At 44.0% G+C, this 12,696-nt stretch carries 12 protein-coding genes; 8 read left to right on the top strand and 4 right to left on the bottom strand.

Features of this window, described 5'->3' with window-relative positions; translation table 11 throughout:
* A partial coding sequence (locus AACT52_RS30345; protein WP_337251733.1) for a cupin domain-containing protein occupies positions 1-535 on the top strand: 535 nt, incomplete at its 5' end.
* A gap of 245 nt (positions 536-780) precedes the next feature.
* The gene (locus tag AACT52_RS30340; RefSeq protein ID WP_073634517.1) at positions 781-2,148 is read left to right on the top strand and encodes a pentapeptide repeat-containing protein; all 1,368 of its coding nucleotides are present in this window, start codon (positions 781-783) and stop codon (positions 2,146-2,148) included.
* Between the two features lie 758 nt (positions 2,149-2,906).
* On the opposite strand, the gene AACT52_RS30335 is transcribed toward AACT52_RS30340, so the two are convergent.
* From AACT52_RS30335 to AACT52_RS30320, 4 genes are all read right to left on the bottom strand, one after another.
* On the bottom strand, positions 2,907-3,752 hold the full coding sequence (locus AACT52_RS30335; protein ID WP_073634516.1) for an ankyrin repeat domain-containing protein: 846 nt from the start codon (positions 3,750-3,752) through the stop codon (positions 2,907-2,909).
* 329 nt (positions 3,753-4,081) lie between these two features.
* On the bottom strand, positions 4,082-5,122 hold the full coding sequence (locus AACT52_RS30330; protein WP_073634515.1) for a sigma-70 family RNA polymerase sigma factor: 1,041 nt from the start codon (positions 5,120-5,122) through the stop codon (positions 4,082-4,084).
* A 158-nt stretch (positions 5,123-5,280) separates the two neighbouring features.
* Positions 5,281-6,126 (bottom strand): DUF3598 family protein, encoded by an 846-nt coding sequence (locus AACT52_RS30325; protein ID WP_073634514.1) that lies wholly within the window; start codon positions 6,124-6,126, stop codon positions 5,281-5,283.
* Positions 6,127-6,180: 54 nt separating this feature from the next.
* Entirely contained in the window at positions 6,181-6,357 is a 177-nt protein-coding gene (locus tag AACT52_RS30320; protein WP_158054820.1) for a hypothetical protein, read from the bottom strand.
* Positions 6,358-6,410: 53 nt separating this feature from the next.
* Between AACT52_RS30320 and AACT52_RS30315 the strand changes: the two genes are divergently transcribed.
* The 6 genes from AACT52_RS30315 to AACT52_RS30290 all read left to right on the top strand — a co-directional run bounded on the left by AACT52_RS30315 (position 6,411) and on the right by AACT52_RS30290 (position 12,343).
* On the top strand, positions 6,411-7,367 hold the full coding sequence (locus tag AACT52_RS30315) for a polyphosphate kinase 2 family protein (protein ID WP_073634513.1): 957 nt from the start codon (positions 6,411-6,413) through the stop codon (positions 7,365-7,367).
* A 227-nt stretch (positions 7,368-7,594) separates the two neighbouring features.
* Positions 7,595-8,158: a peptide deformylase gene (gene def / locus AACT52_RS30310; RefSeq protein ID WP_073634523.1), complete on the top strand. Its 564-nt coding sequence runs from the start codon at positions 7,595-7,597 to the stop codon at positions 8,156-8,158.
* 12 nt (positions 8,159-8,170) lie between these two features.
* Positions 8,171-8,377: a hypothetical protein gene (locus AACT52_RS30305; protein ID WP_073634512.1), complete on the top strand. Its 207-nt coding sequence runs from the start codon at positions 8,171-8,173 to the stop codon at positions 8,375-8,377.
* Positions 8,378-8,806: 429 nt separating this feature from the next.
* Complete coding sequence (locus AACT52_RS30300) at positions 8,807-9,025, top strand: hypothetical protein (protein WP_233154118.1); 219 nt, start codon at positions 8,807-8,809, stop codon at positions 9,023-9,025.
* A gap of 362 nt (positions 9,026-9,387) precedes the next feature.
* Complete coding sequence (locus AACT52_RS30295; protein WP_073634511.1) at positions 9,388-10,230, top strand: cyanophycinase; 843 nt, start codon at positions 9,388-9,390, stop codon at positions 10,228-10,230.
* 418 nt (positions 10,231-10,648) lie between these two features.
* Positions 10,649-12,343, top strand: coding sequence for an alpha-amylase family glycosyl hydrolase (locus AACT52_RS30290; protein ID WP_073634510.1), 1,695 nt, complete (start codon positions 10,649-10,651; stop codon positions 12,341-12,343).
* Positions 12,344-12,696 lie beyond the last annotated feature (353 nt).

Raw genomic sequence — 12,696 nt, 5'->3', positions numbered from 1 at the left:
CTGGCGACTTATCCCCATGTCTAAAGCCAGGGGCTTGCGTCTCGTTTTCCGGTCAGAGAAAAAATCCTTTCTTTTGCGAGCTTCTGAAATAGCAGAGAAAGAAGCTACTTTCTCTCACCCTTGGAACCCTAACTCGCTCATCACTGGAACTCAGATGAGTCGTTTAGTAGGACTCGCAAGGGTAGGCGTAAGTCTTGCCAAGATACCACCTGGGAAAGAATCGTTTATCTATCATGCTCATTATCGAGAAGAAGAATGGATTTACATTATTTCCGATCGTGGGGTAGCGGAGATTGATGGTGAGAAATTTGAAGTCAGCGCAGGGGATTTCATGGGTTTTCCAACACCTTCAGTAGCGCATCATCTACGTAATCCCTATGATGACGAGTTGGTTTATCTAATGGGCGGAGAGAGTCTTGATGTGGAGATTGCCGACTTTCCTGGCTTGGGTAAGCGAATGCTTCGACGCGGGGCAGACGTAGAAATTTACGATATATCGAATGCTAAAAGTTTTGGACCATTAGATGAGACTTAATCCATTTGGGAGCGGGCGGACGAGCATGGCTTTTGTGATGCCCAATAAATGACTTGAAGCTATGGGGTTGGAGAGAGTGTTTCAGGTAAATTAACTATAGTTTCTTGAAGCGCATCAGCTGAGCTTAAGTGCATTTTTGCGTGTCAACTAAAATATTAAGGCACTTGACAGATATCTAAACCTGCCAAAAACTGATATTCTACAACTTGTAGTTAAAAGTACCCCCAATTTTATTGTAATTGAACGTGGCTCAAAACTACCGCCGTGCTAAGCTCAGAGGCAAATCCTTCAAAGGGCAAGACTTAACAGGTGCAGATTTCTCCTATTGCGATATCCGAGGTACTGACTTCACAGATGCCATCCTTAGAGGAGCAAACTTCAGCCATGCGAGAGCGGGACTACAACGGCGTTGGGCAATTACCATACTAATATCTGCATTACTGCTGTCGGCAGTATCAGGATTGCTATCGGCTGTCGGTGGCTCTCTGTTAGGATTCATTGTAGTAAATGGCAACCGTGAAAATATCTATGTTGCCGTCATCAGCTGCATAGTATTGTTACTCTTTTTTCTCATCACTATGCGTCGAGGCGTGGCTGCAGCCTGTGGATTTTTGGCAGTGGCAGTTGTATGTGCTGGGGTTGCAGCAGTAGTATGGGCAGGAGTCGTGGCAGTAGCATGGGTTGGCACAGGCACCCAGACACGGGTCATGGAATTGTCAGCGATTGTGACAGTAGTTATCATAGGGGCTGTAGCAGTGATAGTGGCTGCAACAGGGCTAGTAGTCATAGCCGGGGCTGCGGTAGTGGCAGGGGCTATAGCTGGATTATTTGTAGTAGCAGTGACAGTAGCAATGGCAGGGGCGGTAGCCGGAGCAGTGGTTGTCGCAGGGGCAAAGGTAGGTGGTGTAACAGCAGGAGCACCGTCAGTGATAGTAGCAGTATTAACATTAATCCTGTCTGCTGAGGTTAGTTGCCGTGCTTTATTTGAAGATGAGAAGCAAAGCTGGCTTCGCAATATTGCTTTTGGCTTAGTAACAAGACGCGGAACCAGTTTTCAAGGAAGTGATTTGACAGATGCCGACTTTACGCAGGCAATACTAAAAAATACCTATTTCATTAAGTCTATCTTGACACGCACCTGCTGGTTTCAAGCGAAAAAGCTGAATATTGCTGACATTAGGACAACGTATCTTGAAGATGAAAATATACGACAATTGCTCATTACAAAAGACTTGCAGAACAAAAATTTCGATGGCTGGAATCTGCAAGGTATCAATTTGCAGGGAGCGAATATCAGAGATGCTAGCTTAGTGGCTGCTAGGCTTAATGAATCTAACTTGCAAAATGCTGATATTTCCAGAGCTAACCTGACAAAAGCGCAATTAGACAGAACTGATTTTAGAGGTGCAATTCTTACAGGCGCATATATTGGAGATTGGGGTATAACTCCGGAAACTAAACTAGATGGAGTTCAGTGTGAGTACATCTTCATGTATGTACCCACAAAAGACAATCCTAATCCCTATCGCGTACCAGCGAATTGGGAAGAGACATTTAAAGACGGTGAATTTACTCAATTTATTAACCCATCGTCAAATGTATCAAAAATTTGATATTCCCCCTTCTTTAACCTCCCGCTGGTCGGTTAACTAATTCGGCGTAAGTCCCCCACTATAACGGTACTCCGTGAGCGTGGCCGGTCTTGCGCCGGACAGTGACGAAAACATCCCCGACTGACAATAACCACAGGTTATTTAAGAAGTGGGATGGTTGAGGAACTGTCAATCTCCGTCGTCGGTAGTCGGTCGATATAATCTTCAATAATTTGAGTAATTTTTTTTCTTTGTTTGCAGCATATAACCGAATTTTATTCAACCTACGCTCGCTAATCCTAATGTGCAATCATGCAAGTTTTCATGATAAATATGTCTACACAATATCTAAACATATGTTATCATAGTCAGATCAGCTAACCACTGACCACTCGACACAAACGGACTAGCTTGCGTTTGTGTACAGTGCGAACGCGAGTGCGTGCCCGAAGGGCATACGTTGGGAACGGTCTGAACCATGACAATTGGTATGGGGTTGCATTGAGAAGGATTGCTTCGTGCATGAAACCATGAATGCGTAAAACCAGTTTGGTTTGGTAGTACAAACATGAGTGCTTCTTGTACAACTCTCCGTGGGGCGTCAGGAGAGTCTAAACTGCCTGTGGAGGTATCGAAACGTGGATGTTGCTGTGTGGCTTGTCCTTGGGGCATCTGGAGTAACGACCAATGAAGCAGGAAATTTCTATGAGGCGACTTGTAGAAGCCCCCACCATAACGGTACACTCGAAAGGTGGTGGGAGAACGTCACAAGGTAGGTATTACTCTTTTGCCCCGAATTGTTTCAACAAGGTCATAGCCGCATCCTGGCAGAAATGATTTGCCCACCCTAGGGGCGTGCCGCCATGAACGCTGTCTAAAAGCGTTAGGTCAGCGCCATGCTCCACTAAAAGTCGAATCATATCCACATAACCTTTCATTGCGGCAAGGTGTAACGGCGTTATCTCCAAACTTTCAGTGTCCTTAGCATTAACTTCGGCACCATGCTCCAGCAGAGCAACAGCCACTTGAGCATGACCGTAAAGAGCCGCCATATGCAAAGGTGTGAGATTGGTGACAAAATCGCCAAACAAATGCCTGGTTCTGATGTTGGCATCTGTGTACTCTAGAATCATTTTTGTACTTTCGACAAGACCTTGTTGAACTGTGTAATGTAGCAGCAACTGATTTTGCCCTCCTGGCTGCACTTGCGTGGGGTCGGCATCAAGAATGGCTCTGGCTTGCTGCCATTGTGCTGATACAATTGCCGCAGACAAATCGACTTTGGCTCCTCGTTCCGTTAGCAGCTTTGCAACTTTTTCGTTCTTGGCATGAATAGCAAGGCATAAAGCAGTCATACCCCAGGCAGTTCGGGCATGAATATCAGCCCCGTAGTCCAAGAGCAGTTGCACCATATCAAGCAGGTTTTCGACCACTGCGAAGTGCAGTGGCTGCCATTCGTTGTGAGCAAAACCAAGCCTTTGGGAAAGTAAATTTGGGTTTGCTTTCACCATAGACCGGACTTCATCGACTTTTTGCAGGGCGATGCTCCCTTTGGGAGCCGCGCAAAGCGCGATCGCCGAAAATATATCCAGAGAAGCTCCTTGTGCCAGAAGATACTCTGACACCTGAGAGTACTGCTCACCAGGAACCGACTGGTCTTTTTTGACACTCCCCAGCCTAAAGGCATGGGGATTCCTGCTTCATTGGCAGTTCCAAACAAGCGGACGAATCGACAGGTTCAGATTACTTTACCCTCAGCAAGCTTGCACCGACTGCCCGACGGCACTGAGGCTATTTATTAAGCTTTTCTAACACTCCCACATTTGTACAAGATTTTGGGATTATTGCCCCCAGGGTTCTGGATCAGGAGTTGTCCACTCGACCTACTAAGCTTTTTATATGTGCGCATTACCGCTAAAAAGCAGTTTAGCAGCAACCTACACACAATTGCAACCTACACACAATTGCAACCTAAAAAGACAATTGACAAATATAAAGCCGCCCTTCTAGGGCGGGGCTTTAAACCCAAATTTTCGCTAAAGCACTTGACGACTGTTGCCCAACCTAGTGGGCTGAGGTTGTACCAGCCATCAATTGCATTTAAGTCAGCGCCGTTTTCAACTAGCAGTTGCGATACGTCCAGATATCCACCTGTTGCCGCCCAGTGTAGGGGCGTGCTGTTGCTGCCGTTGTCTTCTTTTGCATTGACATCTGCAAAAGCGGCGATTAAGAACCGGACAACCTCTAAATGCCCGCGATGGGCGGCGAAATGCAAAGGCGTACTCTTGATTTCTCTACTCTTGATGTTCGCCAATCTTGGCTCTTGTTGCAGCAGAAACTCCACTTTTGTGCTGTCGCCGCTAACAGATGCGTCGAGTATCTCTATCACCTGAGCAGTAAATGTTTCGTTTTTGGAGGGGCGCTTTTCATGCAAATTATCTGACACCATATCAATCATCCTTTGTTTTAGTCGGCTACGTGCAGAATGCAGGCGGTTTTTGATTGTGGATACTGGGATATCTAGGAATGTGCTGATTTCTTTTTGTGAATAACCACTGATATAGAACAGTGTGGTCACGATGCGTTCGCTTTCTGGCAGTGCCTGGATAGCCTGATGCACTTTGTCTTTCACCTCTCGCTGTTGAGCGATTTGGGCTGGTTCGGGATGACTTGAGGGCAATTGAGTTGTATCTTCCAATGGCACGATTGAGACGCGCTTGCCCCGTGTCAAGCGATCGCAATGCTTGAAGATAATTTTTTTTAACCAGCCAGGAAAGGCAGCGGCTGAGCGGAGTTTTTCTAGGTTTAGATACGCATCAATAAATGCTTCCTGTGCCGCATCTTCTGCTAACTGAAAACTGCCCACGATTGAGTAGGCGTATCCGACTGCCATATCCTGAAAATTGCGAACAATCTTGCTGTAGGCGTTGAGGTTTCCTGCTTGAGATTGAACGACCAGTGTTGTTAGCTCTTCTATGGTCAGCTTGTTATTCATCTTGGACTTATGGTTCCCTATTCATAAGTCCCAACTTGTCTAAGTTTGGTTTAGTAGTTACGAAGCGGTACTTTCTGCTGATCTAATATCCCACTTGTAGCGGCGAGATGACTACAAACGATGTCATGTTCGTGTATTCCTTATGATTTCTACAAACTTCAGCTGGAACAAGGAACTCGGCGTTCTGTTACCAACGTCACGCTCACCCACTCGCCTTTGTCGCTGTAGCTGCGAATCATCCGTTGGCGCAAGTCGGGTTGGATAAGCCAACCTACCTCAAGAAAAAGTGGTTGACGTAATTGTAGTTTTAGTGGAGAAGTGGCAGAAGCGCCATCGGGTAGGAGTAATACTTGTATTTGCTTGTGCGGATCTTCGTCGAAGTCGATGATAGAGTCTTTGACGGTAGCTGTTGAGGTAATTGTGCGTAGATGCGTAGCGTCGTGTCGTGAGACATCGCCAAAGGTTAAGCTTTGCCTTAGTCGCCCAGACTCATTAAGTTCTAATTGCATTTTGGTAGGGTAACTCTGGGAAGAACGCCAATCTGGATATATTGTGACTGCTTCACCCTGCCATTCTCCCAGAAGATCATCTACTCTCAAAGGTGGACGTTGTTCTGGTTGAGTTCCGGCAAGATGTTCTCGAATCAGGGTGAGTTTGTCTAGCTGGAGGTTTTTGTCAAACAACTGAACGAGGCGTAAGCGGCGATTTTCGTGAATTAACCCAAGTTCTGCCCCAAATTCCGAAAATGGACCTAGCTGGATCGAACCTTGAGAAAACGCCCCATTTTCAAAAAACAGTACACCTCGTCCTAAAGAAGAGTATTCTAAAACCTTTTCACTTCCCCCCAGACTTATAGTCTGGCGGATTGTTTGGTTGTTGTTCAACCCTTCTAAAGAAACTATGCTGGGAATATCTTCCAGAATTTCACCTTGAGGCGAGAGGCGGGTGAATGAACCTTGCCATTCACCGAGATTTTTCAGCAAAGCATCCCACTGCGATCGCATAGTTAGAAATTTGGGTCGTAAATCATAAATTATAAATTCTTAAATCGAAATTTTTTATGTTTTTTTATAATTTGTGATTTCTAGGTTTCGGCAAATCGCTGCACCGTAAACGCTGTCACCAATTTTAACTACCTTTCCAGCGATCGCATAACCACCGCTCAGCACTTCTGACATGATGTCTCCTACAACAATTAATTTAGTTGACCATTGATAGAGGTAGTGTTGACTCAATTTCCTTAAGTTAAGAAACAATGCTACAAAATTCTTTCCATAAGAAAATTGCCATGAACACACCAAGCAATCTACCAGACAACATTTTGACTGCAAAACAGCGTGGATCTGAAGCTTTCCACGCGGCAGCAAAAGCGACAACCGAGGTGGCATCAGAAATGGCTCCAGAGAAAATTGTAGTAGACTCTCCGCCACCAAAACCAAATTATGCCCGCTATCGAGTTCGACCAGAACAGCCAATTGTTTTAGCTGCTATTGATCCGAACACCTCTGAAGGCTACAAAAACAAAAAAGACGCTGAAGATGAACTGGAACACCAGCGCCAGCGCCTTCAGAATTTGCAAGAACGGTTCTATGCTGAACATCAACGCAGCCTATTGATTGTGCTACAAGCAATGGACACAGGTGGTAAAGATGGCACAATCAAACACGTTTTTGGCGGATTGAACCCCCAAGGTTGCCAAGTGTGGTCTTTCAAAAAGCCAAGTGATGAGGAGTCAAGTCATGACTTTCTCTGGCGTTACCATCAGCGGACACCGCAACGCGGGATGATTTCTATCTTCAACCGCTCCCACTATGAAGATGTGTTGATTGTTAGGGTGAAGCAGTTAGTACCCCAGGAGGTTTGGCAGGAGCGCTATCAGCTAATTAATGAGTTCGAGCATATGCTGACTCTAAACAATATCAGAGTGATTAAGTTTTTTCTCCACATTTCTAAAGATGAACAAAAACGACGCTTGGAAAGTCGGCTAAAAGACCCAAATAAGCACTGGAAGTTTTCTAGCAATGACATCAAAGAGCGTCAGTTTTGGGATGATTACCAAGCAGCTTTTGAAGATGCAATTAATAATTGCTCGACTGCTTATGCTCCGTGGTATGTAGTGCCAGCTAATAAAAAGTGGTATCGTAATCTCGTTGTTGCTCGTACAATTGCCGATACGCTTGAGTCAATGAACCCACAATACCCGCCAGCGGAGGCGGGCTTAGAAAATATTGTGGTTCCAGATTGAGCTTGAACCTCTCTATGAACACTGCAAAGCCCCTTAAGGGCGAGGTGAAACAGTCAAGGTGATAAAGTTTGCACTCTCGATGAACTGGGATAACATAACATCGGTAGGTGTAGGTGTTGCATTCCTTGATGGTGGGTTTTACCCAATCGAACTGGGGGGCTGAAATTGTTAAGATTAAAGAACTTACACTATATAAGACCAAGCCTAAAAGAGCGAGTTACAGCATCATGCCTATAGATATCGCCGTTGAAAAGAAAAAGTTAAAAAATCCACCATTAGAACTTCATTACCTAGGCGATCGCGTCCTCCGTCAACCAGCTAAGCGCGTGTCTAAAGTCGATGAGGAACTTCGTCAAGTGGTACGTGAAATGTTGCAAACCATGTACAGTAAGGATGGCATTGGTTTGGCTGCACCCCAAGTGGGAATTCACAAACAACTCATTGTCATTGACTGCGAACCAGATAACCCAGCTAACCCACCACTGGTGTTGATTAACCCGACTATCAAGCAGGCTAGTCGCGAAATTTGTGTGGCGCAGGAAGGATGTTTGAGCATTCCAGGAGTATATCTGGATGTGAAGCGCCCGCAAGTTGTAGAAATTTCTTACAAAGACGAGTATGGACGTCCCCGGACATTAAAAGCTGGAGATTTGCTCGGACGCTGTATTCAGCACGAGATGGATCACCTCAATGGTGTGGTATTTGTAGATCGTGTAGAGAATTCTTTGGCTTTGGCGCAAGAGCTATCTAAGCATGGCTTTTCACATCAAACTGTAAAACCAGTAGCATAGGGTGGTCAGGTAGTGAATACAGTTACTCCAAAAAGCGGTTTATTTCTGGCTGGTTCTTGTATCACAGCTATAGCGGCGGTAGGTTCAATTTTTGAACTTGCTTCTGGACAACCGGACTTGGGTACTCAAACAACTGCAATTATTCTGGCATTAAGCATTCCACTGACAGGATTATTTTTCGTTGCTGCAGTCAGGGATGCTAGAGCTAATATTAAATAAGCATCAGGTGTAGAATAAGGAAAAGGAAAAAGGAAAAAGGAAAACTAAATCATTTGACTTTTTACCTTTTACCTTTTGCCTTTTACTTAAGCTTCATTGTTTTGTTGCAATTCCTGAGAAAAATTCCGAGAAATTGAATAAAGTACAACTTTGACATCTCCCACAGATCGACTTCGTTATTCAAGGTTTATCAGATCTGGATGGGGATAAGCTATCCAATTTGGGTAGATGGTTTGTGGATATTTTTTATAGTCCTTACCAGACGCCGGAATTATTTTTTTTAACCCCTTAAAGTAAATAGCTTACCTACCTTTAGACTTATTTATTTTGTTAAGAAATGTTAGGTAAAATCCGTCAAAAGGTTGAGGTAACTCATTGAACAGTCGCAGAACAATACAAAGGACAAATTAATTCAACAACAAGGCAGTCATGATGCTTACTGTTGGCGATTGTGCAATTCACCAAAAAACAGGCGAATCTGGAGTAGTGATTGGTTACGGTCATGAACTAGTTAATAACGCTTACCAAACGACCCTCAAAGTACTAGTTTCCAACCAGAATGAAACGAATCAAACCAGTTCGATAAAAGAAGATTTGTATTCGGAGTGGCTCAAGAGTGATGACGATGGACAAAGAGTGGATAACTAACACTCTTTTTGTTTAGTTTCAAAAATTAGTTAAGACAACAAAGCCTCTAGAGAAGTTTTCTAGAGGCTTGTCAATTGCAAAAGCTGCGCTTAAGACCAATAAAGAATTGGATACAAGCTTTCTGCAATTTCAAAGTCAAAGACTGTTAGCCGTTGTGACTTTTGAGTTTTTATTTGTTTTGACCTGAGACAAGCACAGAGTAGTTATTTCTATTCTTTTTTATATAGTACTATTTAGCGCTTGAGCGCTACTATACTACATATTACATATTTCATTTCTGTATTTTACTCTACCAAATGGGAGTTTTTATAGCTTGAATTATCATGTTTTATAGAAATAAATAACTCGTATGAAGAGGCTCTATGGTAGACAGTGAAATTAAACGACAATTGGTCATTATTGGGGGAGCGGAAGATAAAGAGGGGGATTGCCAGATTCTTCGGGAATTCGTTCGCCGTGCTGGGGGTACGAAAGCCAGGATTGCCATTATGACAGCGGCGACAGAACTGCCAAGAGAAGTCGGAGAGAATTATATTAGAGTATTTGAGCGACTAGGAGCCGAGGATGTCCGTATACTTGACACCGAAAGCCGAGAAGATGGGTCTTCGTCTACAGCGTTAGAAGCGATTAATAAAGCCACTGGTGTATTTTTTACTGGAGGAGACCAAGCCCGCATCACCAGCGTCCTCAAGGACACTGAAATTGATAAAGCTATTCACAAACGCTGCTCTGAAGGCATAGTTGTCGGAGGGACAAGCGCGGGAGCCGCTGTGATGCCAGATGTCATGATTGTGGAAGGCGACTCAGAGACAAACCCTCGGATGGAAATTGTGGACATGGGTCCCGGTTTGGGTTTCCTACCAGGGGTTGTCATTGATCAGCATTTCTCGCAACGCGGACGGTTGGGACGCTTAATTGCAGCTTTGGCACAGCAGCCTGCTGTTTTAGGATTTGGCATTGACGAGAACACAGCGATCGTCGTGACTGATAGCCAGTTTGAAGTGATTGGGGAAGGCTCTGTTACAGTTGTCGATGATTCAGAGGTTATACACAGCAACGTTGACGAAATCCTCAAGGATGAGGCTTTGGCAGTTTGCGGAGCAAGGCTTCATATTTTGCCACATGGATATAAATTTGACTTGAAAACTCGCAAGCCTATCCTAGATAATCGCACTCTGACAACTGCCCCTACACCAGCTGCTTAAAAAATACTTATCTTTTCATAAATGCATTGAAATAAAGTGGGAATTAGAAAATGCTATTTCCCACTTTTTTCTTATTTTTTACTTCTTTCCCGCCATCCAATTATCGAAAAATGTAGGGTGTATTAGCGGTAGTATAAGGCACACGTTTTCTGGCGGTACACTACAAACTGACCTCATATACCGATTTGCAATTGGGTAAGGTACACCAAAGAAATAATGAACCACAGATGGACACAGATGGACACGAGATTTATCTGTACTTCATTCAATTGAGTTGCGCCATAACAGAATTTACAAAAATAATTCAGTTTTCAACAAAAAATAAATATAACTCAAGAAAGAAGATTTATTGATATGTATATTACAAAATATTTACATTTCCTGTCATTGACTTGATTCAATTTATTAAGCAGTTGAAATGGCAAGTTTAATTGAATTTAATTTGTTTGCTCCTCGTAATCAAGGAGCTGCTTTAATTGGGTCTTTTTCGGAGTGGAAAGAGATACCAATGGAAAAAGCAGAGGATGGTTATTTTCGCACTCAAGTAGAATTAGAAGATGGTGCCTATCAATATAAGTTCCGTGTTCAAACTAAAAGTCCAAATTTTGAACCGGATCAATCGGTAGATGTTATCGACCCCTATGCAACAGACGTTGATGAACAGCGAAAAGTCGGTATAGTAAGAATTAAAGACGGCAAAAAGATTGTTGATACTTATGTTTGGCAGCACGACGATACGCCGTTACCAGAAAATCATGAATTAGTCATCTACGAAATGCACGTTGCTGATTTTACTGGTGGCGAAGTTGACTCTTACAAACGTGGAAAATATGTAGATGCAATTGAAAAGTTAGATTATCTCAAAGAATTGGGAATCAATGCAATTGAATTGATGCCAGTCAATGAGTATCCTGGTGATTATAGTTGGGGCTACAAAGTACGTCATTACTTCGCTACAGAATCCAGCTATGGCTCAACAGAGGATTTAAAGCGATTTATAGACGAGTGTCATGCTAGGGGTATTCGCGTTTTTGTAGATGGAATTTATAACCACACCGATGAAGAATGCCCATTATTGCAAATTGACAGGAATTACTGGTATTACGAACATATGCATTATCCGGAAGACCCTAATAATTACTGGGGTCCCGAATTTAACTATGATAACTATGACGAAAAGTTAGACGTTAAGCCTGCATGGAAATACGTTGGTGATGTCGTGCGGTTTTGGGTTCAGGAATATCACATTGACGGAATTCGCTTTGATGCAGTGCGTCAATTGGCTAACAATGAATTCCTAAACTGGCTTGCCACTCAAGCGAAAAAGAATACTGCACCTAAACCGTTTTACAACATTGCTGAACACATTCCCGATACTAGTACCATTACTACTCCAGAAGGACCGCTAGATGCTTGTTGGCATGAAAGTTTTCGCTATTTTGTGATACCACACATTTGCGGTGAAAAGTTTGAGCCTGAAAAGCTTAAGGAGGTTTTAGATCCAAGGCGACAGGGTTATGCGGCTAGTATAAATGTAGTAAATTACTTGGCAACTCACGATCGCGAACATCTGTTGAGAGAATTGGGCGATCGCCTACGGCGCGCCTCCGCCGAACGCGGTATATTTGACGAAGATACATTCAGACGAGCTAAGTTAGGAGCAGTGCTGTTGATGACGGCGATGGGTATACCCATGCTGTGGATGGGGGAAGAATTTGGGGAACACAAACGCAAAAGTGAAACTGTCACTCAGCCAAAGAAAATTGCATGGCCATTATTGGAGAGAGACCAGAATCGCGATTTATTTGAGTACTATAAAAAACTTATTGTCCTACGCAAACACAATCCTGCTTTGCAAAGTGATAACATTGAGTTTTTCCATGAGAATGTAGACGCCAAAGTGCTGGCATATGTTCGCTGGAATGAAGAAGGTTCTCGTGTTGTTGTCGTGGCAAATTTCTCAAACCAAAACCTTAGTGGATATCACGTTCCTGAGTTTCCCAGTGCTGGTACATGGCACGAGTGGACAGGTAATTATGATGTTGAAGCTGGGGAAGATGGCATCATGATTGATATAGAACCATACCAAGCCAAAGTATTTGTCTGGCGGTAGGAAAACTTCACGTCATCAACAAAGCCCTCAGACAAGAAGTCTGGACGGCAGTTGCTATCTCCTGCGGAGACGCTGCGCGTAAGTCCTGCGGACAGGCTGCGCCAACACCAAGTGTGCCCGTTCGCCGTTTGGCGTGCCGCAGGCATAGGGCTTACAACGGGGGGAACCCCCCTCCGGGTATGCCTTCGGCACGCTACGCGAACACCAGTCGCCTGCTGTCGGGAAACCCTCCAAAGAGCGCTGGTTCACCGCAACGCACTGCCTCGGCTAAACAAACAAAGTCCGCATAGGCGGACTTCAAGTTTTTGAAACCTGCCCAGGCAGGTTTTGTGTGTAAGATGCACGGCGACTTA

The sequence above is a fragment of the Scytonema sp. HK-05 genome (assembly GCF_963872035.1).
Classification (GTDB): domain Bacteria; phylum Cyanobacteriota; class Cyanobacteriia; order Cyanobacteriales; family Nostocaceae; genus Kalymmatonema.
Note: the sequence above shows the minus strand (reverse complement) of the source record. Positions and strands in the feature narration are given on the sequence as shown.

Bases quoted from the DNA above. Each gene is read 5' to 3' on its own strand.
- AACT52_RS30330 (WP_073634515.1), bottom strand. From the start codon at position 5,122: ATGAATAACAAGCTGACCATAGAAGAGCTAACAACACTGGTCGTTCAA.
- AACT52_RS30325 (WP_073634514.1), bottom strand. From the start codon at position 6,126: ATGCGATCGCAGTGGGATGCTTTGCTGAAAAATCTCGGTGAATGGCAA.
- AACT52_RS30315 (WP_073634513.1), top strand. From the start codon at position 6,411: ATGAACACACCAAGCAATCTACCAGACAACATTTTGACTGCAAAACAG.
- def (WP_073634523.1), top strand. From the start codon at position 7,595: ATGCCTATAGATATCGCCGTTGAAAAGAAAAAGTTAAAAAATCCACCA.
- AACT52_RS30300 (WP_233154118.1), top strand. From the start codon at position 8,807: ATGATGCTTACTGTTGGCGATTGTGCAATTCACCAAAAAACAGGCGAA.
- AACT52_RS30295 (WP_073634511.1), top strand. From the start codon at position 9,388: ATGGTAGACAGTGAAATTAAACGACAATTGGTCATTATTGGGGGAGCG.
- AACT52_RS30290 (WP_073634510.1), top strand. From the start codon at position 10,649: ATGGCAAGTTTAATTGAATTTAATTTGTTTGCTCCTCGTAATCAAGGA.